Below are 24,857 nucleotides of genomic sequence, written 5' to 3'. Positions count from 1 at the left end.
GGGCTCAGAACGTCAGCATGATCTTGCCGATGTGCTCGCTGGACTCCATCAGCGTATGCGCGGCGGCGGCTTGCTCAAGCGGGAAGGTTTTAAAAATTTGCGGTTTCAGCACGCCGCGCTCCAGCAGCGGCCAAACCTTTTCGCGCAGATCGGCGGCAATCTGTGCTTTGTCCGCCACGCTGCGCGAGCGTAGCGTCGACCCGGTATGGGTCAGGCGTTTCAACAGCAGCGGCATCAGATTGAGCTCTTTCACCACGCCGTTTTGCGTGCCGATTTGCACGATGCGGCCTTCCATCGCTGCGGCCTGATAGTTTTTGGCGACATAATCGCCGGCGATCAGGTCGACGATGACGTCGGCGCCTTTACCGTTGGTGGCGTCTTTGGTGCGTGCGACAAAGTCTTCGCTGCGGTAATTAATCGCCACGTCGGCGCCCAGCGCCAGGCTGGCCTGACGTTTCTCTTCGGAGCCGACGGTGGTGATCACCTGGGCGCAGAAGGCCTTCGCCAGCATGGTGGCGACCGTGCCGATACCGGAGGTGCCGCCATGGATCAACACGGTTTCGCCGGCTTTGAGATGACCGCGCTGGAACACGTTGACCCAGACGGTAAAGAAGGTTTCCGGCAGCGCGGCGGCCTCGGTCAGGCTCAGCCCCGCCGGCACCGGCAACGCATTGCTTTCATGCACGGTGCAGTATTCCGCATAGCCACCGCCGGCGATAAGGGCGCAAACCCGATCGCCGAGCGCGAAGTGGGTCACGCCTTCACCGATGGCCACCACTTCGCCGGCAATTTCCAGGCCGGGAATATCCGAGGCGCCGGGCGGTGGCGCATAGTTCCCCTGGCGCTGCAGCACGTCGGGGCGGTTAACGCCGGCGGCGGCGATTTTCACCAGAAGTTGGCCCGCTTGCGGAACCGGCACCGGACGTTCGGCGACGACCAGAACCTCGGGGGCGCCGGGTTGGCTGATTTCAATCGCTTTCATCGTGTCGGGCAGCGGTGCATTTGTTGACATGGTTACACTCCTCATCGTGGCGGACGCGGTTATCAGGTGGCGCGTCCACAATAAAGTCTGCTGTTAGCTTAGCGAAATCGAATGAGGTGCGCGTGGTCGAATAGAGCGGTTTTGCGAGGAAGAGGAGGAGACGCCGCCGCGATGGGCGGCTGGGCATCAATCGTTAGGGGGGATGCGGAACCCTTTCAATGAAACGATAAAGTGTTCTTTTCCTTTGGAGATCTTGGCGCCTTTGTCGCACCACAGGCTGGCAAGCTGGAAGAAGTCGTCGCTGCCGATATCGTAAGCCAGTTCGATTTTCTTGGCGGTGCCGGCGCGGATGAGTTTTTCTGCTTCCTGATGGTTTGCAGCTTTAATTATGGTCATGGGCGAAATCCTTGGTGTTAAGCCAGAGCGGATAAACGCGAATCATCATATGGCCATAATGTGACAATTTTGTGATGAAAGCATGACAGCCCGCGAAGGCGCGGCGCGCGATGTGCCGGGCCTTCGCGGTGAAAGCGCGTTGTCGGTTACCGATCGTGCGGGCGGACGAGTGTGCTTTTTTTCTGAGATTTTAAATGCTTGTAGAGGGCGAAGCCCGCAATGCCGGCCAAGACGGCCAGGAGGGCAAGGGATCCTGTGGCCATGAACGTTACCTCCGAATAAGAATGGCAAGGAGGCATATTTGTGACATTCATCACTTTGTGGGGCAATGAGAGCAATCTGTAATCGGAAGACGCTTTGAGGGATAGGCAAAAAAAAAAAGCGCCTATAGGGAGGCGCATAAAGATTTGCAACACAGCTTGTTGTGTTCAACACCAGGAGGAGTGGTGAACTGAGGCATATTCTATGCAGCGGCAAAGGAGGCTGATATAGGCATTACTCCGAAAGCGTCATTACCACTCATAGCCTAACTGAATGTTGTAATCGGGATCCTTATTGGTGGAATAGGGATCAGACTGGCGGCGGCGATCGGTTTTCTTCACCGGGCCTTCGTACGCGGGATAAGGTTTGGCGCGCGGTTTGCTGCAGCCAGGATGATCGCACTCAATATCGACGCGAAAACCGCTTTTATCTCTCGCCTCTGTCCAGGCAATCGGCGGCTTTCCCGTTTTGGGGGCCGGCCCTGAAGGGGCAGGCGGCTTGGGCGCGGGATCCATGCTGGGGTCGGGGGCTTGATAATTGAGCTCCAGTGCACTCTGCGGAGCACTGTAAGCGGCAAAGGCCAGCAGGGCGGCGGCACTGACAGCCGGTAATGTAAGCCATCTCGGCATGGTGAATCTCCCTGAATGATTTCGTCAGGCAACTATAAAACAGCAGAACGAGAATTACTATCATTTGCCTGGGCGTTACGGGCGAGCCAGGCAGCGGCCCTATCGGCAGACAGGGTCAAATCCTGTGCGTTTAGCCGAGATTAGCGTCCCATCGCGGCGAAAAAGGTTGCTATTGCCGCTCGCTCATGAGTTAATGATGTCGGCCTGTGGTACAGACCTATTTATGCACGACATTTTGAGTAAAGTAGTTCAAATTTAAAGCGTTATCCCGGATAGCCCTTCTCTGACGAATTTCCTTTCCAGTGCCTCCATAAGTAACTGATGACCGGCTACCTCGCCCATGGCGGCTTACATTTATTATTGAAGGAAATTAGACATGTCTAACATGATCAAAGGTCAAGTGAAGTGGTTCAACGAAGCTAAAGGTTTTGGTTTCATCACCCCAGCAGACGGCAGCAAAGACGTATTCGTACACTTCTCTGCTATCCAGGATCAAGGCTTCAAGACCCTGGCTGAAGGCCAGAACGTACAGTTCTCTATCGAGAACGGTGCGAAAGGTCCATCTGCGGCTAACGTTACCGCTATCTAATTGGCGCCTGGCGCTGATTGAAAAAAACCCGCTGCGGCGGGTTTTTTTATGCCTGCAATTCAGCGGTGCGCAAAAAAAAGCCCGCAAGTCAGCGGGCAAAAGTTCCTTGTTACTTCTTCATTTGCGAGCGCTTCTCTGGGGGGGAAACGCCTGAAGACAGGCTACGCGAGACCGGCTTAAGATTCTGCGGCCAAACCGTTAAGAAAGTGAAAATCCAGGCGGCTGCTACGCTGATAGCAGAGGCCGGCAGGGCTGGAGCGGTGTCCATCGCCTCCGGTTTTGTAATACACTGACGGCAATCGCAAATAAGGGAGAAGGGTATGCAAGTTAACGATCGAGTGACGGTAAAAACAGACGGCGGCCCGCGGCGTGAAGGCGTCATTCTGGCCGTAGAGGTGTTCAACGAAGGCACCATGTACCTGGTTTCTCTTGACGACTACCCGGCGGGCGTATGGTTTTTTAATGAGATCGACAGCCGTGACGGCACGTTTGTGGAGCCCTGTCGCGAGCACGGGCAGTAACTTAGGCTAATCTCATTAATTTGCTAATGAAATTGTCCATTTTGAGATTATTTCATTGCGGTAAGATTTTTTTTATCGACGGCAAAAAAATACCCGTTGCGCTAGCGGGGGATAACGCAACAGGTATTTTTTTGTGGTTCCAGCGGCTGCTATCCAGATGACATTATCACCGGGTATTTAACGGCTGGTAAAACAGAGCGGGGGCGTTCTCTGTGGTTCAGCGGCTATTGACGAATATTCCACTGGTCAATGTATCGGTCAAACGAACAACGTGATAAATGATCTGCTTGTTGTGCGTTTTTATTTTCCGCTTGATGTTTCCCTTGTGGGAAGAGACCGTTTTGGCCTTTATTTGCATCTGGTCTGATATCTGGATGGTGCCTTGACCGGACATCCACATGCGTAACATGTTTGATTCAGTCTGGCTCAGCGTTACCGGCGTTTGATCCAGAGAGGATTTCTCCGTACGGAGGGACGTTCTCTCGAGATAGTGGCTAAGTAGCTGATTCATAGTCTCTGGCTTGATGGATTTTGACGATATGATGACGTTCTTGCGAACATATAAATAATCGTCGAAATGTACGTTGGTAATGGCCATGAAGATGAAGAATAACGTATCCGGGTGCAGTGAAATCACCCGTTTTATTCGCTCGGTGGCGTTTGCTTCGTGGATGAAGCAGTCCTCGTTAATAAACACCAGGCTCGGATTCAACTTGCTGCATTTTTCATGCAGGCTGTCAATGTCCTCGATGGCATTAATATGGCGCTTCTTCACGCCATGCGAAGTCAGATAGTCGGTTAACCCCAATCTGGTATAGCTACATGAATCCATGATAATCGTTGGCATATCGCACCCCCACTTAAATCCGTTTTACTGCGGTAATATGAGAAAAAGCCTAAAAAGCCGAAAGGCAAAATGGAGCAATAATTCAGTGTAGCGAGTGTTCTATCAATAAACACGGCATCACTCAATGATATTTTCATACTAAACTTATTAATTGCATGAATCTATAAGTTTGGCTTAAGTCAGAGCGATCTGCTGCTCGTCCAGCTTCGGCATGTTGAGCCTGATCTGCGCTTGGCGCCCGTGCCTGTCTGCATTGCTTGCCGCGAATCTGTTCATCATGTCACGAAACAAAATTTTAGTTTGCTAGGAAAAGTCTTAAAAAAAATTCATGTGTCGTTTTTTTGAAGTATTTCAGCGCATTTTTTGAGTGATTAAAAAATACCCTCTCTGAGGTTTTTGTTTTTTTTATTTAAAAATCATTAAATTATGGTGTTTTTCTGCTTTCCGTGCTAATGGTTAGCACTTCTTTTTTTATCATAACGGCAAACGAAAGTTAACATTATGGCCGGAATGTGTAGCTTATTTGTTGCTATAAATCACCGTTTTACAATGAGTTATCTGGATATTTATTTTACATGAAATAGTTTTCGTGAATGCTTAACGGTGATTGAGTGATTTCTCTAAACTATCATCCTGCTGCCCGATCCGCAGGGGAGGAATGGCAGGTCGGAGTTGTCTCTGGCCCGCGTTGGTTTTAACTTGCCTCTCCACCTTTCAAAAACAGGATGTCGCGGTGAGACGGAATCAGTATGGGCAGCCGATAGGCGAAGCCCTCCCTCATTGGCAGCCGGCAGGTATGCCCGGGCACTCGCCACTGCAAGGGCGGTTTTGCCGCCTCGAACCGCTTAACCTCGAGCGCTGGGGGGAGGCGCTTTATCAGGCTTATCAGTCCGCCGAGGACGATCGCGACTGGACTTATCTGTTTTGGGAACGGCCGCAGTCGCGCGCAGATTTCCAGCGTTACCTTCAGGCTCAGGCGTCCAGCGCTGACAGAAACACGATGGTAGTGATCGATCAGTCAAACGGGCGTGCGGTGGGAAGCTGCGCTTTTTTGCGCATCGATCCTGCCAACGGCGTGGCCGAACTGGGCACCATCAACTGGTCGCCGCTGATGAAGCGCAGCGCGCTGGGCAGCGAGGCGATTTTCCTGATGCTGCGGCATCTGTTCGACGATCTTGGCTACCGGCGCTGCGAATGGAAATGCGATAGCCTCAATCTTCCTTCACGCCAGGCCGCCGAGCGCTTGGGTTTCCGCTATGAAGGCACCTTCCGCCAGGCCGTCGTCGTCAAAGGACGCACGCGCGACACCGACTGGCTCTCGATCGTCGACGGGGAATGGCCGGCGCGGCGCGCGGCGTTTGCCGCCTGGCTGTCGCCGGATAATATCGGCGATGACGGGCGGCAAGAACGGCGTTTGCAGACCTTCCAACTCGGGTAATACGCCGCGCGCGTTAGGCCGTTTCCGCCAGGCAATGGCGCAGCGAGTCCAACGCCAGCCGGATGTCCTGTTCCTCCGTCATCCAGTTGACCAGTGCGGCGCGGATCCCCGGCTGACCGTTATAACGCGTAGGGGTGCAGCACACCACGCCGTGCCGGCTCAGGCGCTCGAGAAAGCGATCGCGCGCCGCCTCGCTGTCGCCCTGTGGATGGCTGAGTGCGAAGCAGACCACGTTCAAATTCACCGGCGCCAGCAGCTGGAAACCGTCATCGGCTGCCAGCGCCGCCCCCAGCGCCTGCGCCAATCGGACGTTGCGCTCGACGATATCCCGTATGCCGCTGCGGCCATAGGCTTTCAGCGTCAGCCAGAGCGGCAGGGCGCGGAAGCGGCGCGAATTCTCCGGCGTCAGATGCAGATAGTTGTCTGGCCGTAATGTCGGTGCTTCCAGGTAGGCCGAATGGTTCTGAAATACCTGCATTTGCAGATCCAAATGGCGGGTAAATTGGATCGCGCTGTCATAAGGCACGTTCAGCCATTTGTGTGCGTCGACAGTGATGGAATCGGCATGCTGCCAGCCCTCAAGCCTTGGAGCGTATAGCGGTGAGCAGGCCGCTACGCCGCCAAATGCAGCATCGACATGCAGCCAAAATGGATAACGCTCCCGCAGCGTCAGCAGACGCGGCAGGTCGTCGAACGCGACGGTGTTGACCGTACCGGCGCTGGCCAGCACCAACGTTGGCTGGCCGGCGCCGGCGGCGAGCTGCCGTTCCAGTGCTTCCATATCCATGGCTTCCGAGTCCGGCAGGCTGGCGACGGTCGTCAGCGCTTCGCGGCCGATACCGAGCATGCTGAGCGCCTTCACGGTGCTGGAATGTGGATTGGCCGACAATACCCGGATGGAACCCAGCGCCGCCAGGCCTTGTTGGGCGATATCCACGCCGTGCTGTTGTCCCAGCCACTGCCGGCCAATGGCCAGCCCGGTGAAATTGGCCATGGTCGCGCCGCTGACCAGGCTGCCGCTGAACGTTTCCGGCAGGCCCAGCAGGGATTTCAACTGCGTCACGGCCGCCAGCTCGATCGTGGCTGCGATGGTATCATGGCTGAGCAAGCTATTTTGGTCTGTCACGCTAACCAGCCAGTCCGCTGCGACCGCCGCCGGGGTGCCGCCGCCGGTGACGAAGCCGAAATAACGCGGGCCGGCGCTGGCGGAAATGCCGGCCTGATAACGTTGCCAAAAGCGCTCCAGCGCCGCCAGGGCGCCTTCGCCGTTTTCATCTAGTCGATCGTCGCCCGGTTGCAGCTGCTGATGCTCGAGCGGCGGGCAGACCGAGCGTTGCTGCAGCCCGGTCAGAAAATCTTCCGCCAACTGGCGGGTGTGGTCGAGGATCTGCGGAAACTGCGCGAGATCCTGTTGTAAACGTGGGTGCATGGTGGCTCCGAAAGCGTCAGGGATGATGGGGTAAACATAGAACATTTGCCTGCCGGTCAAAATCGATGAAAAATAACCTTTTTGGATAGCCTGGTTAACCAATGATGAATGAACGCATTCCCCTGCATGTCTTGCCGACCTTTGCGATCGCCGCCAGGTTGGAAAATTTGCGCGCCACGGCGCAGCAGGTGCATTTGACGCACGGTGCGGTCAGCCAGCAAATTCAGCTGCTGGAGCAGGCGGTCGGCTATCCGCTGTTTGAACGGTGCGGGCGCGGTGTGCGCCTGAATGCCGCCGGGCGAGAGTTGCTGGCGGCGGTGGAACCGGCGCTGCAGGCGCTGCAGCAGGGTATCGCCCGCGCCCGGCGTGCGGCTACAAGCCAGACGCTGCGCATCAGCGTGTTGCCGTCTTTTGCCCACTATTGGCTGTTGCCGCGTCTGCCTGCTTTTCATGAGGCCTGCGCCGATATTGCGCTGGATATCGATGCGTCGCTGGCGCTGCAGGATCTGTCGCAGCGAGGGTTCGATGCGGCGATCCGCATCGGCAGCGGTCAATGGGCGGGGCTGCAGGCGCAGCGCATCGCGTCGGGTGACGTGCTGCCTGTCGCTTCGCCGGATATGGCGCGAGAATGGGGGGCGGCGTTCGAGAACGGTGGCGATATTCCGTTGCTCGAGCACGACGTCAGTCCCTGGCGCGATTGGTTCAATGCGCAAGGGCGCTCGCTGTGCGGGCGGCAACAGGCGTTGTTCAACGATGCCGGATTGTTGATTCGCGCGGCGGAGCAAGGGTTTGGCATCGCGCTGGCGAAAAAGCTGCTGGTGCAGGATGCCCTCGACGCCGGGAGACTGGTGGCGTTGGCCGCGCCCTGTCGCCTGAGCGATGACGACGTTTATCTGGTGTGGCCGCAGACCGCCGGGTTGACGCCGGCGGTCACCCGCTTGCTGCAGTGGCTGCAGCAACAGTTGGCGGCGATTTAGCGGCGTAGCCATTCCGGTTGCGAGGTGCCGAGCGTAGTCGCCGGCAGCGCCCATTGCAGCGCCGTGCCCTGCAGGCTTAACGGGGCGCGCAGGCGTTGCGCGGCCCCCCAGTAAGTCAATTCCGTTTCCGGGTTCTCGTCGGCGGGGCCGGCCGGCGCCAGCGGTTCCGGCCGATAATCTGCCGAACAGGGATGCGCCAGCAGCAGCTGCGCCGTGCGCGCCAGCGACAGCCGCGCGTGGTAGCCGGTGCCGCGGCTCAGGCGCTGCGCCATACCGGTCAGCACCGCCGCAGCCATCAAATAGCCGGTGGCGTGATCCAGAGCCTGTACCGGCAACGGCACCGGCAAACTGGCGCTGCGCCAAACCATGCCCGCCTCCGCCAACCCGCAGCTCATCTGTACCAGGCTGTCGAAACCACGCCGGGTGCGCCACGGCCCGCTCCAGCCGTAGGCATTCAGGCAGACGTCTATCAGGCCCGGCGCCAGCGCGCGCCTTTCCTCCGCGCCATAACCCAACTTCTCCAGCGCACCGGCACGGTAGCCGTGCACGATCACGTCGGTGTTTCTCAGCAGATGTTCAAACGTATGGCGATCGTGCGCATTGGTCAGGTTGAGGCGCGCGCTGCGCTTGCCCAGCATGACTTCGTGTTCAACGCCGGGCTCATCCCAACCGTAGGGATCGATGCGCAGCACGTCGGCACCCAAACCGGCAAGAAAACGCGTGGCGATCGGCCCGGCGAGAATGCGCGTCAGATCCAGCACCCGTACGCCGTGCAGCGGCCGGGCGACGGGAAGCGCCCAGCCCGGCGGTGGCGCTTCCGGCTGCAGCGAGGCGTGGATCAGCGGTTCGAGCGCTACGCTTTTGCCCTGAATATGTTGTCGCCACGCGGCCGCCGAGCGCATTTGGGCCGCGCAGCCGCCGGCTTCGATCACCGCTTCCTCCAGCTCACTTTTTTTCCAGCCCAGCACGCGTTCCGCCAGCGTGCCTTTATCCGATGCCGAACCCAGCACCTGCTCCACCGCTCGCCGATGGTGCGGCGCATTGGTATGCAGGCGTATCCAGCCATCCGTCGTCGCATAGTCGCCGGCCAGCGCGTCCCAGGCCGCGGGCAGCGTCCACCCCAGCGGACGCAGCGTCCAGCCGAACCAGAGCGAGGCCAGGCGTTGATCGACCCAGACCTGCGGCGCGTCGGCTGCCTCGCGGCGAAGCAACTCGGCGCAGGCCAGACCGGCGGCGCTCCAGGCGGCGGTAGCCAATTCGGTTACGGGAAAAGCCGAAGGCAATGCGCCGGTGCCGCTTACGGTTAGCCGGCCGGCGGGAGCGGGGCGCTGCCCCAGGCTTTGCCAAATTTCGTCGAGCAGAGTGTGGATCAGAGGCGTCATCGGCCACTCCTTGCGGGTCGTCGGAAATATAGCCTAGCGTAGCCCACCGCCGGTGACCTTGCTAAGGCGCAACGTCGAACGTGCGGCCATCGGCCAGTTTGGCGCACAGGCTGTGGGCCGCTACGCCGACGAATGGCTGCGCGCTGAAGTTGGCGGTCAGCGCTTTGTCCCACAGGGCCTGATGCAGCGGCCGGAAGGCGGCGTCGGCACCCAATGTCGCCATCTTCTATTTGTGACATTGGAATATCATTGCGGTATTCCAGTTTATTTTTCGTTTAATAAATTGGCCTTTACTTCATTACCCGACGTCACTATACTCAGCCAAAATTTCGGTGGAGAAACCCAATTGGACAGTTGTAGTTGTAATAAAATAAATAAGGCAAGCTGACCAATTCTCTTCTGATTTGTTGCTTGCCGTTATCGGCGGGCAGCACCCCTCTCCAGTTATTTCTGAGCTGTGCATACCCGAATAAGAAAACGTTTCCTGATGCCAGGTGGCTTCAGGCGAATTGAGTTGGACGTTATTATGGTATTCTGCAGCCACAGCCTTTTCCCTCCAGGCATGACACGCTGATTCGCTGATTTATTTTCAGCGCGTTTTCGCGTGTGCTAAACAGCACATGATTTTATCTCCTGTGGTTAATTAAGGGGAAAGTCATGGCTATGACTCCTTTCGTTTTAAATTTATTGCTGGCGATGTGCCTGGGCGCGGTGATTGGCGCCGAGCGTCAGTGGCGCCAACGCATGGCCGGCCTGCGCACCAATGCGCTGGTGGCGACCGGTGCGGCGGTCTTCATTCTCAGCTCCATGTCCACCGATCCGGCCAGCGCCGGCCGGGTGGCCGCGCAGATCGTCTCGGGTATCGGCTTCCTCGGCGCCGGCGTAATCATGCGTGAAGGGCTGAACATTCGCGGCCTCAACACCGCCGCCACGCTGTGGTGTTCGGCGGGGATCGGCGTCCTGTGCGGCCTGGGCCAGCATTGGGATGCGGTGGTTGCCACGCTGGTGATCCTGTGCGCCAATATCCTGCTGCGCGAGGCCGCGCAGCGCATCAACCTGCAGCCGCACCAGCAGGCGACCGATCTGGAACTGTGCTATCGCATTCAGGTGACCTGCGGCGAGCAGGATGAAATTCTGGTGCGCACCCTGATTCTGCAGGCGCTGAACGGCGTCGCCTTGCGGCTGCAATCCTTGCGCAGCGCCGATATTGCCAGCCCTGGGCAATTGGAAGTGTGCGCGGAAATTACCGCTACGCCGGCCGCGCAAAAAGAAATTGAGGGTATTGTTTGCCGCGTCAGTCTGGAAAAAAGCGTGAGTGCCGTGCGTTGGCGCGTCGCGTCCGAATTACCGGTCTGAGTAATAATATAAATATTGATTAACTTGATTATATGTTCGGTTTTATTCATGAGTGCCTTGAATAACGCGGAGCATTAAGGAGGCGTTATGGACGATGACCCCGGAAGGGAAATGATTCTTGCGTGGCTGACAGGGTAATCACGCTATTCAGTCACGCTAATTAAAAAATTCCACTCTGCGCAGAGTCACCTGTTTATCGGGCGGGATCTCCCTGTGCGCAGAACGAAAATAAGAGAATAGCGTTATGACTCAGATTAATGAAAGAATGCGTCGCCGTGATAAAGACGCGGTGACCTACGCCATTGCGCAAGAGGCGACCAACAGCATCGCCCAAACGCTGGCGAACCTGAAGTGCAACCGCAACGGCTTGACCCAGGACGATGCCGATGAGCGGCTGGAGCAGTTCGGCGCCAACCAGGTCGCCCACGACAAGGCGCCGCATGCCTTGATTCAGTTGATCAAGGCCTTCAACAACCCGTTTATCTTCGTGCTGATGGTGCTGGCTGCGATCAGTTTCTTTACCGATTATTGGCTGCCGCTCCAGAGCGGTGAAGAAACTGAACTCACCGGCGTCATCATCATCCTGACCATGGTCACGTTGAGCGGGCTGCTGCGTTTTTGGCAGGAATACCGCACCAACAAAGCGGCGGAAGCGTTGAAGTCGATGGTGCGCACCACCGCTACTGTGCTGCGCCGCAGCAGCTACAGCGCGCATCCGCTGACGCTGGAAGTGCCGATCCGCGAACTGGTGCCGGGGGATATCATTCAGCTCTCCGCCGGTGACATGGTGCCGGCCGACGTGCGTCTTATCGCCTCGCGCGATCTGTTCATCAGCCAGGCGATTTTGACCGGCGAAGCGATCCCGATCGAGAAATACGATGCCATGGGCAACGTGGCGCAGAAGTCGAGCGAAGGGGAAGTGTCCAGCGAGAACGCGCTGCTTGAGCTGTCCAATATCTGCCTGATGGGCACCAACGTCGCCAGCGGCACCGCCACGGCGGTGGTGGTGGCAACCGGCGGGCGCACTTACTTCGGCTCGCTGGCCAAGTCGATCGTCGGTTCGCGGGCGCAAACCGCGTTCGATCGCGGGGTGAACAGCGTCAGCTGGCTGCTGATTCGCTTCATGCTGGTGATGGTGCCGGTGGTGCTGCTGATCAACGGCTTCACCAAAGGCGACTGGAGCGAGGCGGCGCTGTTCGCATTGGCGGTGGCGGTCGGCCTGACGCCGGAAATGCTGCCGATGATCGTCAGCTCCAACCTGGCGAAAGGGGCGATCGCCATGTCGCGCCGCAAGGTGGTGGTGAAGCGCCTGAACGCCATTCAGAACTTCGGCGCCATGGACGTGCTCTGCACCGACAAGACCGGCACCCTGACCCAGGATCGCATCATTCTCGAGCACCACATCGACGTCACTGGCGCCAGGGATAACGAGGTGCTGCACCTGGCCTGGCTGAACAGCTTCCATCAGAGCGGCATGAAGAACCTGATGGACCAGGCGGTGATCCGTTTCGGGCGCGGCAAACCGGGGATCGAAGCCCTGGGCCGTTTCAGCAAGGTGGATGAGCTGCCGTTCGATTTCGTGCGCCGCCGTTTGTCGATCGTGGTGGCGGACGAAAATGGCACGCAGCAGCTGATCTGTAAGGGCGCGGTAGAGGAGATGCTCGAGATCGCCACCCACGTGCGCGAAGGCGACAAAACGCTGGAACTGGACGACGCGCGCCGTGCGGCGCTGCAGGCGCTGGCCCGCGAGTATAACGAAGACGGTTTCCGCGTGCTGGTGCTGGCGACGCGTGAGCTGGATGCGCAGCGCCCAGCCGAACCGCTGAGCGTGGCCGACGAACGCGACATGGTGGTGCAAGGGCTGCTGACTTTCCTCGATCCGCCGAAGGAGAGCGCGCAGCAGGCGATCGCCGCACTGCAGGAAAACGGCGTGACGGTGAAGGTGCTGACCGGCGACAACCCGGTGATCACCTGCAAGATTTGCCGCGATGTCGGGCTGGAGCCGGGTGAGCCGCTCTCCGGGCTGCAGATTGAACAGATGGATGACGAAGAGTTGGCGCGCGAAGTGGAACAACGCACGGTCTTCACCAAGCTGACGCCGCTGCAAAAATCGCGGGTGCTGAAAATGCTGCAGAGCAACGGCCATACCGTCGGCTTCCTCGGCGACGGCATCAACGATGCGCCGGCGCTGCGCGATGCCGACGTCGGCATTTCGGTCGACACCGGCACTGACATCGCCAAGGAGTCGGCGGACATCATCCTGTTGGAAAAGAATCTGATGGTGCTGGAAGAGGGGGTGATCAAAGGGCGCGAGACCTTCGGCAATATCATCAAGTACCTGAACATGACCGCCAGCTCCAACTTCGGCAACGTGTTTTCGGTGCTGGTGGCCAGCGCCTTCATCCCGTTCCTGCCGATGTTGGCGATCCACCTGTTGATTCAAAATCTGATGTACGACATTTCCCAGCTGTCGCTGCCGTGGGACAAGATGGACAAAGAGTTCCTGCGCAAGCCGCGCAAGTGGGATTCCAAAAACATCGGGCGCTTTATGCTGTGGATTGGGCCGACCTCGTCGATCTTCGATATTACGACCTATGCGCTGATGTGGTACGTGTTCGCCGCCAACAGCGTAGAACACCAGGCGCTGTTCCAGTCCGGCTGGTTCATTGAGGGGCTGCTGTCGCAAACGCTGGTGGTGCATATGCTGCGCACCCAGAAGATCCCGTTCATTCAGAGCACCGCGGCGCTGCCGGTGTTGCTGACCACCGGGTTGGTGATGGCGCTCGGCATCTACATTCCGTTCTCGCCGCTCGGCGCCCTGGTTGGCCTGCAGCCGCTGCCGTGGGAATACTTCCCGTGGTTGGCCGCAACGCTGGTCAGCTACTGCGTGGTCGCGCAGTTGATGAAGCGTTTCTATATCCGCCGCTTTGGCGAGTGGCTGTAAGCCGCCTCGGCGTTCACTTCGGGGGCGAAATTTTTCGCCCCCGCACCGCTACAGCAGTTTGTTGACCAGCAGGCCGAGCATGATGGTCAGCGTGAAGGAAAACAGCGTGCCGAGCAGCACATACTCGGTACGCATCTTATCGTCACTTTGGCGCAGATCGCCGAAACGGAAGATAGATTTGGCCGCCAGTAAAAAACCGATCGCCGGAATTTGCCCCAGCAGCACGAAGGTCAGGATCAGCGTTCTTTCCAGGTAGCCAATCTGTTTGCCCGCGCGCAGCAGCGAGTCGTTGTCGGCCTTGGCCGAAGGCGGCATTTGCGGCGTCCAGTGCGCCAGCAGTTGCCCTATCAGCAGGCTCATCGGCAGATAAATCAGGCTGTAGGCCACCAGCACCAGGCCGGTTTGCCAACGCCCCAGCTGCCGCCCCAGCGCGGCGAGCAGTTCACCGGCATTCGGCGTCAGCCCCAGCCACAGTAAGGCGATCACCGCCAGATGCAATCCCTGATCGAGCAGAAAGCTGCGGGCCGGGCTCAGGCGGTTCATCGCGGTGACTTTCAGCAAATCGATCAGGTAGTGGCTGACGGCGATGGCCAGCAGGCTGGCCAGCACCTGCAGTGAAGACAGTCCGCCGTGCAGCAGGCCGAAACCGGCCACTACCCAGGCGGCCAGCACCCCGTGCAGCAACGCGTGCAACAGCAGAAAACGCGAACGCGCGCGATGTTGGATTTTATCTTCCACCCAACTCAGCGGCTGCAGCGGAAAATCCGCCAGCAGATGGACGAGCAACAGCCAGGCCAGCAAAGGCGCATAGGTCAGATCCATGGTCAGACGATCCTGTTAATGGCGTGAATAAACCGCATGATTTCCTCGTAGGCCGCGCGTTTCAGCGCGGCGGAGACCGTGGAGGCGGCTTTTTGCAGCTGGTCCGCCACGGCGGCGCCGCTGTCGGCGAACATTCTCGCCTGAACGATGCGCGCTTCGGCCTGTGACAGGCGGCCAATCACATGATCTAACATCGGCAGCAGATCGCTGACAATGGCGTTTGTCCGATCGTTGTCGGTTTTCAGAGCCAGCCGGCAATTTTTTGCCATGGCGTCCAGCGCGCTGCCGGAGTTGATAAAGGCGCTGCCGTAACCGGCGGCGTCGGGCCGTTGGCTACCCAGCCCGACGGCGATGCGCGCATCCCAGTGCGCGGCGCCTATCGCCCGCAGCGCGAGGCGTATGTACACCGCCAGAAACAGCCCGTCCTCCGGGGCGGCCTGCGCCTGGAAGGCATCGCCGCGAAAGATTTCCACCTGATGCAGCCGCCCGTCACGCAGCAGCCGATCGAGCAGGTTATGCAGCCCATTGAGGTAGTTGACGGTGTCTGATCGGCGGGAATCGACCAGATCGCCGCTGATTACGCTGATTGGCGTCGGCATGGCGTGTTCCATTATTTGCGGAGGGATGACTATAAATTCGCACCTGGATACGAATATGTCAATAATTCGCCTCTAGGTGCGAATTTATGGGGTTTTCGCCTGTGAAGGCGAAACGAGGCAGGATGAGGAACGTGGGATGAACGGCCGGGAATGCGCGGGCCTGGCAGGCTCGCCACCGGCGGCGTAGAGGGAAAATGGCCGGCAACCGGTTGTTCAGAAGCTTTTAACCAGCACGTCACGCGGCATTTCGCTGCCGTGTTTCAGCAGATGCTCAAACGATCGCTCGCTGCTTTTCAGCTGCTGCAAAAATTCCTGCGGCGACAGATCGTGTTTTTTGCCGCTCATGTAAGCCAGCGCCAGTTCTTTTGCCTGATAGCGGGAGAAGTTGTACATGGTGTCCTCGATACGGTGAATGTCAGTGCTCACGATTGTAGCGAAAGAGCACATAATGAACAGCGGCTTTGGCGTATGGAATCGATAGCCGAAACTTAACTTGCAGGCTGCAACAGCTCATCGCACAGGCGCTTGATCACCTGAGCTTGCGGCAGGCCGTTGTGCAACATCTGGCGGATATGCTCCGAATCGCTGATGCCCTGGCGGACATGGCGCTCGACGGCCTGCAGCAGGGCACGATCCTCCCGTCGCTCGGCAAAACCGCTCAGCGCTTCGAGAGTGTGCAGGATGTGGGCGGTCAGGCTGCTGCGGCGCAGCGTCGCGGGATCGACGTATTCGGCGGCAAAGCCGCTGCGATAGGCGTTGATCTTGTTGTAATTGGTGAAGGCATCGTATTCCGGCGCGATCGGTGAGCGGTGCTGCAACAGAAAATCGGCCAGCAGGCGGCAGTAACCGACCAGCAGCACGGCGTGGGTGAGGCGCAGCGGCGTATCGCAGATGCGGATCTCTACCGTGCCCAGCTCCGGTTTTGGCCGCGCATCCCAGTAAATATCCTTGACGCTTTCAATCACGCCTGCGGCATTCAACCGTTCGTAGTAGGCGTTGAATTCATGCCAGCTGTAGATGTGTTCCAGGCATCCGTAGTTGGGGAAGGAGTTCTGGGCGCTGAAGCGGGAACTGGCAAAGCACGTGTCGACCCCCTGATACAGCGGCGACGAGGCGCTGAGCGCGATCAACTGCGGAAAGTAGGGCGTCAGCGCATGGCACAGGTACATCGCTTCGTCCCCGTCGTTGACGCCGAGGTGAATGTGTTGGCCGAACACGCAGGCCAGCTTGGAGAGATAGCCAAAACGGCTGGCCAGCTGCCTGTAGCGCGCGTTGTCGCTGATGACCTGCTTGCGCCAGTCGTTGCTCAGGTGGCGGCCACCGCCGCAGACGTCACAGCCCAGGTGTTGCGCGCTGCGCCGGACGGTATGGGTCAGGGCGCGCAGCTCGGTGTGCAGCTCATCGAGATCGCGGTGCACCGAGCTGTTCAGCTCCACCATCGATTTGGTGAGCTCATGCTTGACGCGCCGGCGGTCGCCGACCGCGCTGACTACCCGATCGGCTCGATCCGTAAGATCGTAGTGCTCGGCATCGACCAGCTGTAACTCTATTTCGGTGCCGATGGAGAGCCTTTCCGAACGTTTGAATGTGAGCGGCATGCTACCTCCTTCCTGCAAGAACGGCATAAAGATAAGTATATGTCTCGGTGAGGGGGGCAACGTTTTGCATTTTATATTTGTTTTTTCGCATGTGAAGCTGGTATCTTCACGAGCGAGTTGTGGTGAAGAGAAAGGTTAACGGGAGTGTGACATGCCGTCATTGACGCCGCTGAAGCTGTTTAAAAACCTGTCTGACGAGACGCGTCTGACCTTGGTGCTGCTGTTGCGCCACGCCGGTGAACTGTGCGTGTGCGAGCTGTCGGGCGCACTGGCGCTGCCGCAACCCAAGATTTCAAGGCATCTGGCGATGCTGCGTGAAAGCGGGCTGCTGCTCGATCGGCGCGAGGGTAAATGGATACATTATCGCCTGTCGCCGCATATGCCGGCCTGGGCGGCGGCGATTATTGAGCAGGCTTATCAGTGCCGGCCAGAACGGATGACGGAGTTAGCGCAACGCGTGGCGAAAGGTTGCCCGTAACGGTAAAAAATTTACACAAACACATATGAAAAATCGAATATGTAAACTTAAAGGGGCGGAAGGACAGCGATGATAGTGGCAGGGGCGATCTTTATTCTGACGTTGATCTTGGTCATCTGGCAACCGAAGGGGTTGGGTATTGGCTGGAGTGCGTCGATCGGGGCGGGATTGGCATTATTGAGCGGCGTGGTGCACGTCGGCGACATCCCCGTGGTATGGCAGATAGTCTGGAATGCGACTGCGACCTTTATCGCCGTCATCATCATCAGCCTGTTGCTGGATGAAAGCGGCTTTTTTGCCTGGGCCGCCTTGCACGTCGCGCGCTGGGGCAACGGCAAGGGCCGCTGGCTGTTTACCTATATGCTCCTGTTGGGCGCGGCGGTGGCGGCGCTGTTCGCCAATGACGGCGCCGCGTTAATCCTCACGCCGATCGTGATCGCCATGCTGTCGGCGCTCGGTTTTCGTCCTGCGGCGGTGCTGGCTTTCGTCATGGCGGCGGGCTTTATCGCCGATACCGCCAGCCTGCCGCTGGTGGTGTCCAACCTGGTGAATATCGTTTCGGCGGATTTCTTCCACTTGGGCTTTACGGAGTATGCGGCGGTGATGGTGCCGGTCAACCTCGTCGCCGTGGCGGCGACGCTGGTGATGTTGCATTTGTTCTTCCGCAAGGATATTCCGCCGGGCTACGCGTTGACGCGTTTACCGGTACCGCGGGAAGCGATCCGCGATCGCGCGACGTTTCGAGCCGGTTGGGCGGTATTGGCGCTGTTGCTGATCGGCTTTTTCGCCCTGGAACCGCTCGGCGTGCCGGTGAGTTTGGTCGCCGCCTGCGGCGCGCTGGTGCTGCTGGCGGTAGCGAAACGCGGGCGGGCGATCGATACCGGCAAAGTGCTGCGCGGGGCGCCCTGGCAGATCGTGATTTTCTCGCTGGGTATGTATCTGGTGGTCTATGGGCTGCGCAATGCCGGCTTGACCGATCTGCTGTCCGGCGTGCTGGATGCGCTGGCGCGGCAGGGGCTGTGGGCGGCGACGCTCGGCACCGGCTTCCTGAGCGCGTTTCTCTCTTCCGTCATGAATAACATGCCGACGGTGCTGGTAGGGGCGTTGTCTATCGACGGCAGCAGCGCGGAAGGCGTCATCAGGCAGGCGATGATTTACGCTAACGTCATCGGCAGCGATCTCGGCCCCAAAATCACCCCGATCGGCAGCCTGGCTACGCTGCTGTGGCTGCATGTGTTGGCAAGGAAAAACATCGTCATTACCTGGGGCTATTATTTCCGCGTGGGACTGGTGATGACGCTGCCAATTCTGTTCGTCACCCTGGCCGCGCTGGTGCTGCGGCTGTCCGTTTTGCCATAACCGGAGCAACTGACATGAGCGACATCAAAATTTATCACAACCCCGCCTGCGGCACGTCGCGCAATACGTTGGCGCTGATCCGCAACAGCGGCGCTGAGCCGGAGGTGATTCTGTATCTGGAAACGCCCCCCAGCCGCGAACGGTTGATTGCGTTGCTGGCCGACATGAACATGACGCCACGCGCGTTGTTGCGTAAAAACGTCGAGCCTTACGCCGAACTGCGGCTGGACGAAGCCGGCTGGAGCGACGATCAACTGATCGACTTCATGGTGCAACAGCCGATCCTGATCAATCGCCCCATCGTGGTGACGCCGCTTGGCACGCGCCTGTGCCGTCCGTCGGAGGCGGTGTTGGAGATTCTGCCGGATCCGCAGCGCGGCGCCTTCAGCAAAGAGGACGGCGAGCCGGTGATCGACGCGCAGGGCCGCAGGATAACCAAAGGCTGATCGCTGCGGCCCTGCATTTCGGCCAATCAGTGCAGTTCGGCGCCGCTGCGATCGGCCAGCGCTTCCAGCAGCGGGGCGGAAGGCACGAAGAACAGGGTGCCGGTCACCGCGTGGCTAAAATCGAGCAGCCGATCGTAGTTGCCGGCCGGGCGGCCGATAAACATGTTTTCCAGCATCTGCTCGATCGGCTGCGGGGAGCGCGCATAGCCGATAAAGTAGGTGCCGAACTCGCGCAGGCCGGGGCGACCGAACGGCATGTTATCGCGCAGAATTTTCACCTCGTTGCCTTGCTCGTCGGTGATGGTGGTCAGCGAACTGTGCGACGACGACGGTTTGACCGCTTCATCCAGCTCGATGTTGGACTGCTTATGGCGGCCGATGATCTTCTCCTGCGTTTCCACGCTGAGCGAATTCCAGCCCTGCATGTCGTGCAGGTATTTCTGCACCAGCACATAGCTGCCGCCGCTGAACGCCGCGTCTTCGTCGCCGATCACCGTGTAATCGAAGGCTTCATGCCCTTCCGGGTTCTCCGTACCGTCGACGAAGCCGATCATGGCGCGCTGATCGAAGTAACGGAAGCCGTGCACCTCCTCGATCACCGTCACGGCGTCGCCTAGCTTGCCGATCAGCTGAGAGGCCAGTTCAAAACACAGATCCATTTCATCGGCGCGGATATGCAGCAGGATATCGCCGGGCGTGGCAACGGCGACGCGTTCCCCGCTGCCGATCGGGCTGAACGGATGCAGCTGGCGAGGGCGCGGCGCGCCGAACAGCGTATCCCAGGCCTCGGAGCCGAAGCCGCAGACGCAGGTGAGGTTGCCCGCCGGCGCGCGTTTGCCGACCGAACGCACCACGGCGGCGATGTCGCCGCACCAGGCGCGAACCGCCGCCAGATGGGCGGGAACGGGCGACAGGGTGGCGACGATAAAGATGGCATGGCGCGTCACCGGCGTGAATACGGCTTGCGGCAGGGGGGTATTTGCATTCATTGCATTCGGCTCCAGTGTGTTCGGGTGAAATAGCTCAGATCAAATTAAAGTGCTCGTCGGGTTTCATCGGCGGTGGCAGCGGGCTTTGGTCATTCATTTCCAGCAGGTTGCGCTCAATGGTGTTGCAAATGGCGTTTAACGGCAGATGGTTGGCCGACACGCCGAACGGATCCTCCAGCTCTTCGGCCAGTGAGTCCCAGGATAAGAAGGTATAGGAAATGAACACCGAAACAAACGGTGTCATGTAATGCAGATCGGTCACCAGGGCAAAAGGCAACAGGCTGCAGAACAGGTAAACGGTGCGCTGCAGGATCAGGGTATAGGCGAACGGTACCGGGGTGCTGGCGAGCCGTTCGCAGCCGCCGAGGGCGTGGGACAGCTCGCTCAGCTTGTTGTCGAGCAGCTCGAAAGTGATGTCGCTCAATAGCCCCCGTCGGCGCAGCTTGCCGATCTCCTGGCCCAGCATCAGCAGGATGCGGTTGGTCGGCATCGGGCTGGCGATCACTTCGGCCAGCTCTTTGCTGCTGAGATTGTGGTACAGATCGGCGGTGGGATCGGTGGCGCGCAGCTGATGCTTCAGGCTCCAGCTGAAGGCGATCAGCAGCTTGGCGACCTTTTGCTGCACCGCCGGTTCGTCCGGCAGCAGGCTTTTGATCTGGCGCAGCAGGGATCGCTCGGTAATCAGCAGCGAGCCCCACAGGTTGCGCGCCTCGACAAAGCGGCTATAGCCGGCATTATTGCGAAAGCCGAGAAAAATCGCGATGGCGATGCCCAGCAGGCTGAACGGCGCGATAGTCAAATGCACGCCGAGCTGTTCGTACCATTGGTAGCTGATCACCGCCACTATCGACATCAGCACGTTCAGCGACAGGCGAAAGGTGATCTTTGACAGCACGGAACCGTGCCAGGCGAACAGGCGAAAAAACCAGTTCTGGTGCGGGCGGATTATCATAACGTGGGCGCTTCCTGGTGTCCTGCTATTGAGAATAGTCGATTCTTATCCGGCGGCGTTAGGCCGCCGTTGTCGATTGCCAGAGCCGCTGCGGGTGCGTATAGACGGTGGCGCGCCCCGGCTTGCTGAAGCCCACCAGCGTGAGGTTGCTGCGCTCGGCCACCTCCACCGCCAGGCGGGTGGCGGCGGAAACGGCGAACAGGATCTCGACGCCGCACATGGCGGATTTTTGCACCATTTCATAGCTGGCGCGGCTCGACACCAGCGCCGCCCCTTGCGACCACGCCTGTTGGCTGCGATAACCCAGCAGTTTGTCGAGCGCCACATGGCGGCCGACGTCTTCACATCCGCCGCTGAGCGCGCCGTCCGGCTGGATCCAGGCCGCCGCGTGGGTGCAGCCGGTCAGTTTCCCCACCGTTTGCACTTCCTGCAGCTGCGCCAGCGCCCGATCGAGCAGCGCCAAATCGAAACGCTGCGTGAAAGGCAGCGGCGCGATGGGCTGAGCGACCTCCTGCAGTTGCTCGACCCCGCAGACGCCGCAGCCGGTGCGGCCGGCCAGGCTGCGGCGCTTCTCTTTCAGCTGCATAAAGCGGCGGCTCGAGAGTTCCACATGCACTTCAATGCCATTGCAGGCCGGTTGCTGGCGGATGTCGTAGATATCGTCGGGTGAGGCGATGATGCCTTCGGACAGCGAAAAACCGATGGCGAAGGCCGCCAGGTCTTTCGGCGTCGCCATCATCACCACGTGGGAAATGCCGTTGTACACCAGGGCAACCGGCACTTCTTCCGCCAGCCAATCCTGCTGCGCCTGAGCCAGATCGTTGCGCTGCCAGACCGCGTGGCGCGACAGGCAGGCCGAGTCGGCATCGCCGGGTTCGTCGAGAATCAAATGCTTGTTCATGATGGTTTCGCGGCGCCGGCGGATACAGCGCCGGCGTCAGATAGAGTCTGATGAGTGATAGCTGATTTTATCATAGATGGCGTGCTTGAACAGGGCGAAACGGGGCGACGTTAATCAGGCGGCTGATCAGAGGGGGGAATCTGTAGATCTCGCTGAAACCAAGCGGAGTATTGGTGGGAGGAATAAGAAAATGGCTCTATGCCGTGGCGCGGTTATTGCGTCTTAAATATGGATCGCTCAATCGATCCTTAACCCGATTGGTATTGCCCCAAAGGTGAACCTGCAAAAGCATGTTGCCTGGCGTGCGTAACGACGATGACCTGCTAATGGAAAGCAAGTCATGCAGATATACGATTGATAAGTTGGTTCTTCGCCCGGCGTCCGAGCGAAGGGGTTATGCTGTCACTGCGCTACCTTAATAGTGTAATTGGCAGGGATCCAGCGATAGCCATTGCCATCGGTTTTTACGTGGCCGAATCCAGGGAATGAAAAATGAGCTGCTCCAACCCAACTCCCTTCTTTCGCTATTTGCGCCAAAATACGCTCGCGCGTTTTTATCGCCTGCGGCTGGTCAAAATCAAAATGAATGGCAACTTTAGGATCGGGCATTTGCACTGCCTTGACATGAACCAAATCACCCCAGAAAATCAATGACTGGCCTTCGCTTTCCACGCGATAGATAACACTTCCTGGCGTATGGCCGGGGGCTGGGAATGCACGAATGCCTCCCACCAGCGTTGCCGGGGCATTAAATGTTCGCAACTTGCCAGCCGTTTTTATAGGGTTAAACGCATTTACTGATTCATTGAACATGCCTTTTTTATCTTCCGATACTTTATTAAGGTTGGCGGCAGGGTTTAACCAAAATTCGGCGTCTTTTTGCTCAACGTATACTTGCGCATTTGGGAATGCCGGCTTCCCATTTAATGAGATCCCGCCTGAGTGGTCGCTGTGAATATGGGTAATGAGTACTGCATCAATGCTTTCTGGCGGATAACCCGCTTCCCGCAAGTTATCCAACAGATGACCTCCTGTCTTGCCAATCAGCGAACCGGCGCCGGCATCAATAAGGATTTTTTGTTTACCAGTATCAATAACAAAGGTGTTGATTGAGGTTTCTGCTAATGACGATATTCCATCGTCAGCCAGGCGTTTTTGCAGTGTTTCTGGGGAAATATTTGTCAACAGCTGCTCTAGTGGGAGTGTAACGGTACCGTCTGAAACGGCAGTCACCGTCATTTTCCCCAGCGGCATTCGATAGTAACCGGGAGCCTGACTGTTCGTCTCCGCAAGTGCGGCAGAGGTAATCAACAAGCCGGCTGCAGCAAGCAACCAACATGTTTTTCTCTGCGCTAAACTCTGTTTCATAAACTCTCCTGGAATAAAAAATCGCATTCAGATCTCAATAGTATTATCTTGGAACGATGGAACATCATTCAAATTGAATTAAATGATTATGGCTATCAGAGAAAATGATTTTAACCGCTTCGATTTGAACCTGATTAAGGTGCTAATGGTGTTATTCCGTGAGCGCAGTGTTTCACGGGCTGCTGAAAAATTACACTTGGGGCAGCCTGCGGTGAGCGGGATATTGGCCCGGCTGCGCGAAATGTTCAACGATCAACTCTTTGTCCGAACCGCGCAAGGAATGGAACCTACGCCGCGCGCAGAGGCACTTGTGCAAGCACTGGCTCCCCTGATGGTGGAAATGCAGCAAGCTTTATTCCAGCAGCCTGTTTTCAGCCCAAGCCACGACAAGCACATATTCCGTTTGGGCATGGCCGATTGGGTTGAAATGTGGCTAATGCCCTCTCTGTTGGCTTTAATAAAGCAACGAGCGCCGCGAGTCGCGTTGAATGTGATAAGAATTGCGCCTTCTCAGACGGAAGAGATGCTGGAAAGCGACCATATTGATTTAGCTTTGACGGTTGCTCCTCATGGCCCGCGCTGGCTCCAGCGTGAGTCTCTAATCAATATGAGTTTTCGCACCCTGTGGCATCCGGATCAATTAGATCTGCCTGACGTATTATCGTTGGCGGATTATGTTGCACAAGAGCATCTGCTAATTCCTTACCGCGGCATTAACGCTTGCGTTATTAATCATCAATTGGGCGAATATGGGCTAAAGCGTACCGCGCTCTATACTACGACCAACTTTGCGGCTTTACCGTTAATTCTGCAAAGCACGCCTGTATTGGCGAGCGTGCCGACATGTCAAGCCGCCGTTTGGAGCCGGGATTACGGCCTGAAATATAGCAAGTTGCCCCTGGCTAATCCCCCTAGCGTTAACGTGGAAATGTTATGGCACCAGCGTTGTAGTCAGGAATCGACATTGCAATGGCTGTTGGCGCAAGTCAGGGAAGTCTCGCAGCATCTCTGCTTGTCAGAAGAAGGGGCCTGTTCCCCCCATCGTTAACACGCTGCATCAATGGGGCGGCGGCGGGCTGTTTGAGTGAATCGTTTGCGGCCCCACCAGGTTATCCACAGTTTTAGTGGATAACGTGTGCGCAAGGCAGAGTGAAACCGTTAGCAGGCGTAAAAAAAAATCGCTCAGAAAATTATTATATTACGCGGCAAAGCGCGATCCGCAGGGGGATTTGGGGTTGCGCGCGTTCGCGTTTTGTTTATGCATTACTGTATGGATATACAGTTTGGTTGTGATTATGCTGAGCAATTCAAGGTTGTATGCTTTTTCACCAGGTGAGTCTCTGGCGTTACCGCTGTTTGCCGATCGCGTGGCCTGCGGTTTCCCTTCTCCCGCACAGAACTATGTCGAGAGCCGGCTGGACATTGGCAAGTTGTTGGTGCGGCATCCTAATGCCACTTATTTCGTGCGTGGCGCGCGGACGGAACGATCATAAAGCTGGAAGGTGACGCGCTGCAGGTCGCCGGCGGGTATCAGGCCGCGTATGATGCCGGACTGCCGGTGCAGATCCAGATGAATCACGGCCGTATCCGGGCA

26 protein-coding genes and 1 pseudogene are annotated in these 24,857 nt (G+C 58.0%); 11 read left to right on the top strand and 16 right to left on the bottom strand.

All coding sequences use genetic code 11. The features are described 5' to 3' along the window. Nucleotides 1-4 precede the first annotated feature (4 nt). The 3 genes from ACJ8IJ_RS03240 to ACJ8IJ_RS03230 form a co-directional block, all read right to left on the bottom strand. The gene (locus ACJ8IJ_RS03240; protein ID WP_275094921.1) at nt 5-1,012 is read right to left on the bottom strand and encodes an NAD(P)H-quinone oxidoreductase; all 1,008 of its coding nucleotides are present in this window, start codon (nt 1,010-1,012) and stop codon (nt 5-7) included. 156 nt (nt 1,013-1,168) lie between these two features. Next, nucleotides 1,169-1,378 (bottom strand): hypothetical protein, encoded by a 210-nt coding sequence (locus ACJ8IJ_RS03235; RefSeq protein ID WP_004935132.1) that lies wholly within the window; start codon nt 1,376-1,378, stop codon nt 1,169-1,171. A 512-nt stretch (nt 1,379-1,890) separates the two neighbouring features. Beyond that, a complete protein-coding gene (locus ACJ8IJ_RS03230) occupies nt 1,891-2,268 on the bottom strand; it encodes a hypothetical protein (protein WP_442518252.1) in 378 nt (125 codons plus the stop codon). A gap of 376 nt (nt 2,269-2,644) precedes the next feature. On the opposite strand from ACJ8IJ_RS03230, the gene cspE reads away from it, so the two are divergent. Beyond that, nucleotides 2,645-2,857 (top strand): transcription antiterminator/RNA stability regulator CspE, encoded by a 213-nt coding sequence (cspE, locus tag ACJ8IJ_RS03225; protein ID WP_004935122.1) that lies wholly within the window; start codon nt 2,645-2,647, stop codon nt 2,855-2,857. A 320-nt stretch (nt 2,858-3,177) separates the two neighbouring features. Beyond that, on the top strand, nt 3,178-3,378 hold the full coding sequence (gene dsrB / locus ACJ8IJ_RS03220; protein WP_004935117.1) for a protein DsrB: 201 nt from the start codon (nt 3,178-3,180) through the stop codon (nt 3,376-3,378). A 217-nt stretch (nt 3,379-3,595) separates the two neighbouring features. On the opposite strand, the gene rcsA is transcribed toward dsrB, so the two are convergent. Then, on the bottom strand, nt 3,596-4,225 hold the full coding sequence (gene rcsA / locus ACJ8IJ_RS03215; RefSeq protein WP_004935115.1) for a transcriptional regulator RcsA: 630 nt from the start codon (nt 4,223-4,225) through the stop codon (nt 3,596-3,598). Between the two features lie 796 nt (nt 4,226-5,021). On the opposite strand from rcsA, the gene ACJ8IJ_RS03210 reads away from it, so the two are divergent. Next, nucleotides 5,022-5,663, top strand: a complete 642-nt coding sequence (locus tag ACJ8IJ_RS03210) for a GNAT family N-acetyltransferase (RefSeq protein ID WP_004935112.1) — start codon at nt 5,022-5,024, stop codon at nt 5,661-5,663. A gap of 13 nt (nt 5,664-5,676) precedes the next feature. Here ACJ8IJ_RS03210 and ACJ8IJ_RS03205 read toward each other — a convergent pair whose 3' ends face one another. Continuing rightward, the gene (locus tag ACJ8IJ_RS03205; RefSeq protein WP_442518251.1) at nt 5,677-7,092 is read right to left on the bottom strand and encodes a pyridoxal phosphate-dependent decarboxylase family protein; all 1,416 of its coding nucleotides are present in this window, start codon (nt 7,090-7,092) and stop codon (nt 5,677-5,679) included. 101 nt (nt 7,093-7,193) lie between these two features. On the opposite strand from ACJ8IJ_RS03205, the gene ACJ8IJ_RS03200 reads away from it, so the two are divergent. Continuing rightward, nucleotides 7,194-8,069: a LysR substrate-binding domain-containing protein gene (locus ACJ8IJ_RS03200; protein WP_049188336.1), complete on the top strand. Its 876-nt coding sequence runs from the start codon at nt 7,194-7,196 to the stop codon at nt 8,067-8,069. Here ACJ8IJ_RS03200 and ACJ8IJ_RS03195 read toward each other — a convergent pair. Then, nucleotides 8,066-9,451, bottom strand: a complete 1,386-nt coding sequence (locus ACJ8IJ_RS03195; RefSeq protein WP_049188338.1) for a CoA transferase — start codon at nt 9,449-9,451, stop codon at nt 8,066-8,068. The genes ACJ8IJ_RS03200 and ACJ8IJ_RS03195 overlap by 4 nt on opposite strands. A 61-nt stretch (nt 9,452-9,512) precedes the next feature. After that, nucleotides 9,513-9,674, bottom strand: a complete 162-nt coding sequence (locus ACJ8IJ_RS03190; RefSeq protein ID WP_442518250.1) for a hypothetical protein — start codon at nt 9,672-9,674, stop codon at nt 9,513-9,515. Between the two features lie 434 nt (nt 9,675-10,108). Between ACJ8IJ_RS03190 and ACJ8IJ_RS03185 the strand changes: the two genes are divergently transcribed. Both ACJ8IJ_RS03185 and mgtA read left to right on the top strand, forming a co-directional pair. Continuing rightward, nucleotides 10,109-10,807: an MgtC family protein gene (locus ACJ8IJ_RS03185; RefSeq protein WP_004935097.1), complete on the top strand. Its 699-nt coding sequence runs from the start codon at nt 10,109-10,111 to the stop codon at nt 10,805-10,807. 244 nt (nt 10,808-11,051) lie between these two features. Next, the gene (gene mgtA, locus ACJ8IJ_RS03180; RefSeq protein ID WP_033632698.1) at nt 11,052-13,751 is read left to right on the top strand and encodes a magnesium-translocating P-type ATPase; all 2,700 of its coding nucleotides are present in this window, start codon (nt 11,052-11,054) and stop codon (nt 13,749-13,751) included. 48 nt (nt 13,752-13,799) lie between these two features. On the opposite strand, the gene ACJ8IJ_RS03175 is transcribed toward mgtA, so the two are convergent. The 4 genes from ACJ8IJ_RS03175 to ACJ8IJ_RS03160 all read right to left on the bottom strand — a co-directional run bounded on the left by ACJ8IJ_RS03175 (nt 13,800) and on the right by ACJ8IJ_RS03160 (nt 16,770). Beyond that, nucleotides 13,800-14,573 (bottom strand): DUF3307 domain-containing protein, encoded by a 774-nt coding sequence (locus tag ACJ8IJ_RS03175; protein WP_049300282.1) that lies wholly within the window; start codon nt 14,571-14,573, stop codon nt 13,800-13,802. A gap of 2 nt (nt 14,574-14,575) precedes the next feature. Further along, nucleotides 14,576-15,172, bottom strand: a complete 597-nt coding sequence (locus tag ACJ8IJ_RS03170) for a hypothetical protein (RefSeq protein ID WP_131164841.1) — start codon at nt 15,170-15,172, stop codon at nt 14,576-14,578. A gap of 213 nt (nt 15,173-15,385) precedes the next feature. Further along, nucleotides 15,386-15,565 (bottom strand): hypothetical protein, encoded by a 180-nt coding sequence (locus tag ACJ8IJ_RS03165; protein ID WP_004935085.1) that lies wholly within the window; start codon nt 15,563-15,565, stop codon nt 15,386-15,388. Nucleotides 15,566-15,660: 95 nt separating this feature from the next. Further along, nucleotides 15,661-16,770: a YbdK family carboxylate-amine ligase gene (locus ACJ8IJ_RS03160; protein ID WP_049188347.1), complete on the bottom strand. Its 1,110-nt coding sequence runs from the start codon at nt 16,768-16,770 to the stop codon at nt 15,661-15,663. Nucleotides 16,771-16,921: 151 nt separating this feature from the next. Between ACJ8IJ_RS03160 and ACJ8IJ_RS03155 the strand changes: the two genes are divergently transcribed. From ACJ8IJ_RS03155 to arsC, 3 genes are all read left to right on the top strand, one after another. After that, nucleotides 16,922-17,248, top strand: a complete 327-nt coding sequence (locus ACJ8IJ_RS03155; protein ID WP_131164840.1) for a metalloregulator ArsR/SmtB family transcription factor — start codon at nt 16,922-16,924, stop codon at nt 17,246-17,248. Between the two features lie 69 nt (nt 17,249-17,317). Next, nucleotides 17,318-18,607, top strand: a complete 1,290-nt coding sequence (locus ACJ8IJ_RS03150) for an arsenic transporter (RefSeq protein WP_004935077.1) — start codon at nt 17,318-17,320, stop codon at nt 18,605-18,607. 14 nt (nt 18,608-18,621) lie between these two features. Then, a complete protein-coding gene (gene arsC / locus ACJ8IJ_RS03145; RefSeq protein ID WP_004935075.1) occupies nt 18,622-19,053 on the top strand; it encodes a glutaredoxin-dependent arsenate reductase in 432 nt (143 codons plus the stop codon). A 26-nt stretch (nt 19,054-19,079) separates the two neighbouring features. Here the strand turns inward: arsC and ACJ8IJ_RS03140 are convergent, their stop codons facing one another. The 4 genes from ACJ8IJ_RS03140 to ACJ8IJ_RS03125 form a co-directional block, all read right to left on the bottom strand. Then, nucleotides 19,080-20,042: a Dyp-type peroxidase gene (locus ACJ8IJ_RS03140; protein ID WP_015378313.1), complete on the bottom strand. Its 963-nt coding sequence runs from the start codon at nt 20,040-20,042 to the stop codon at nt 19,080-19,082. Between the two features lie 34 nt (nt 20,043-20,076). Next, nucleotides 20,077-20,994, bottom strand: coding sequence for a bestrophin family protein (locus tag ACJ8IJ_RS03135; protein ID WP_004935069.1), 918 nt, complete (start codon nt 20,992-20,994; stop codon nt 20,077-20,079). A 58-nt stretch (nt 20,995-21,052) separates the two neighbouring features. Beyond that, a complete protein-coding gene (gene fdhD / locus ACJ8IJ_RS03130) occupies nt 21,053-21,895 on the bottom strand; it encodes a formate dehydrogenase accessory sulfurtransferase FdhD (protein WP_265261270.1) in 843 nt (280 codons plus the stop codon). Between the two features lie 402 nt (nt 21,896-22,297). Then, nucleotides 22,298-23,263, bottom strand: a complete 966-nt coding sequence (locus ACJ8IJ_RS03125) for an MBL fold metallo-hydrolase (RefSeq protein WP_265261271.1) — start codon at nt 23,261-23,263, stop codon at nt 22,298-22,300. Between the two features lie 88 nt (nt 23,264-23,351). On the opposite strand from ACJ8IJ_RS03125, the gene ACJ8IJ_RS03120 reads away from it, so the two are divergent. Together ACJ8IJ_RS03120 and ACJ8IJ_RS03115 are read left to right on the top strand one after the other, a co-directional pair. Continuing rightward, nucleotides 23,352-24,311, top strand: coding sequence for a LysR substrate-binding domain-containing protein (locus ACJ8IJ_RS03120; protein WP_100245524.1), 960 nt, complete (start codon nt 23,352-23,354; stop codon nt 24,309-24,311). Between the two features lie 247 nt (nt 24,312-24,558). Continuing rightward, nucleotides 24,559-24,738: pseudogene (locus ACJ8IJ_RS03115) on the top strand (DNA polymerase V); the annotation flags it as partial. Here ACJ8IJ_RS03115 and ACJ8IJ_RS03110 read toward each other — a convergent pair. Beyond that, a complete protein-coding gene (locus ACJ8IJ_RS03110; RefSeq protein WP_276324914.1) occupies nt 24,720-24,842 on the bottom strand; it encodes a hypothetical protein in 123 nt (40 codons plus the stop codon). The pseudogene ACJ8IJ_RS03115 and the gene ACJ8IJ_RS03110 sit on opposite strands and share 19 nt — an antisense overlap. Nucleotides 24,843-24,857: the final 15 nt, after the last annotated feature.

The sequence above is a fragment of the Serratia sp. CY40230 genome (assembly GCF_052168835.1).
Lineage (GTDB): Bacteria > Pseudomonadota > Gammaproteobacteria > Enterobacterales > Enterobacteriaceae > Serratia > Serratia nematodiphila.
Note: the sequence above shows the minus strand (reverse complement) of the source record. Positions and strands in the feature narration are given on the sequence as shown.

Excerpts from the sequence above, each read along its gene's own strand:
- ACJ8IJ_RS03240 (WP_275094921.1), bottom strand. The coding sequence starts at position 1,012 with ATGTCAACAAATGCACCGCTGCCCGACACGATGAAAGCGATTGAAATC.
- ACJ8IJ_RS03235 (WP_004935132.1), bottom strand. The coding sequence starts at position 1,378 with ATGACCATAATTAAAGCTGCAAACCATCAGGAAGCAGAAAAACTCATC.
- ACJ8IJ_RS03230 (WP_442518252.1), bottom strand. The coding sequence starts at position 2,268 with ATGCCGAGATGGCTTACATTACCGGCTGTCAGTGCCGCCGCCCTGCTG.
- cspE (WP_004935122.1), top strand. The coding sequence starts at position 2,645 with ATGTCTAACATGATCAAAGGTCAAGTGAAGTGGTTCAACGAAGCTAAA.
- dsrB (WP_004935117.1), top strand. The coding sequence starts at position 3,178 with ATGCAAGTTAACGATCGAGTGACGGTAAAAACAGACGGCGGCCCGCGG.
- rcsA (WP_004935115.1), bottom strand. The coding sequence starts at position 4,225 with ATGCCAACGATTATCATGGATTCATGTAGCTATACCAGATTGGGGTTA.
- ACJ8IJ_RS03210 (WP_004935112.1), top strand. The coding sequence starts at position 5,022 with ATGCCCGGGCACTCGCCACTGCAAGGGCGGTTTTGCCGCCTCGAACCG.
- ACJ8IJ_RS03205 (WP_442518251.1), bottom strand. The coding sequence starts at position 7,092 with ATGCACCCACGTTTACAACAGGATCTCGCGCAGTTTCCGCAGATCCTC.
- ACJ8IJ_RS03200 (WP_049188336.1), top strand. The coding sequence starts at position 7,194 with ATGATGAATGAACGCATTCCCCTGCATGTCTTGCCGACCTTTGCGATC.
- ACJ8IJ_RS03195 (WP_049188338.1), bottom strand. The coding sequence starts at position 9,451 with ATGACGCCTCTGATCCACACTCTGCTCGACGAAATTTGGCAAAGCCTG.
- ACJ8IJ_RS03190 (WP_442518250.1), bottom strand. The coding sequence starts at position 9,674 with ATGGCGACATTGGGTGCCGACGCCGCCTTCCGGCCGCTGCATCAGGCC.
- ACJ8IJ_RS03185 (WP_004935097.1), top strand. The coding sequence starts at position 10,109 with ATGGCTATGACTCCTTTCGTTTTAAATTTATTGCTGGCGATGTGCCTG.
- mgtA (WP_033632698.1), top strand. The coding sequence starts at position 11,052 with ATGACTCAGATTAATGAAAGAATGCGTCGCCGTGATAAAGACGCGGTG.
- ACJ8IJ_RS03175 (WP_049300282.1), bottom strand. The coding sequence starts at position 14,573 with ATGGATCTGACCTATGCGCCTTTGCTGGCCTGGCTGTTGCTCGTCCAT.
- ACJ8IJ_RS03170 (WP_131164841.1), bottom strand. The coding sequence starts at position 15,172 with ATGCCGACGCCAATCAGCGTAATCAGCGGCGATCTGGTCGATTCCCGC.
- ACJ8IJ_RS03165 (WP_004935085.1), bottom strand. The coding sequence starts at position 15,565 with ATGTACAACTTCTCCCGCTATCAGGCAAAAGAACTGGCGCTGGCTTAC.
- ACJ8IJ_RS03160 (WP_049188347.1), bottom strand. The coding sequence starts at position 16,770 with ATGCCGCTCACATTCAAACGTTCGGAAAGGCTCTCCATCGGCACCGAA.
- ACJ8IJ_RS03155 (WP_131164840.1), top strand. The coding sequence starts at position 16,922 with ATGCCGTCATTGACGCCGCTGAAGCTGTTTAAAAACCTGTCTGACGAG.
- ACJ8IJ_RS03150 (WP_004935077.1), top strand. The coding sequence starts at position 17,318 with ATGATAGTGGCAGGGGCGATCTTTATTCTGACGTTGATCTTGGTCATC.
- arsC (WP_004935075.1), top strand. The coding sequence starts at position 18,622 with ATGAGCGACATCAAAATTTATCACAACCCCGCCTGCGGCACGTCGCGC.
- ACJ8IJ_RS03140 (WP_015378313.1), bottom strand. The coding sequence starts at position 20,042 with ATGAATGCAAATACCCCCCTGCCGCAAGCCGTATTCACGCCGGTGACG.
- ACJ8IJ_RS03135 (WP_004935069.1), bottom strand. The coding sequence starts at position 20,994 with ATGATAATCCGCCCGCACCAGAACTGGTTTTTTCGCCTGTTCGCCTGG.
- fdhD (WP_265261270.1), bottom strand. The coding sequence starts at position 21,895 with ATGAACAAGCATTTGATTCTCGACGAACCCGGCGATGCCGACTCGGCC.
- ACJ8IJ_RS03125 (WP_265261271.1), bottom strand. The coding sequence starts at position 23,263 with ATGAAACAGAGTTTAGCGCAGAGAAAAACATGTTGGTTGCTTGCTGCA.
- ACJ8IJ_RS03120 (WP_100245524.1), top strand. The coding sequence starts at position 23,352 with ATGGCTATCAGAGAAAATGATTTTAACCGCTTCGATTTGAACCTGATT.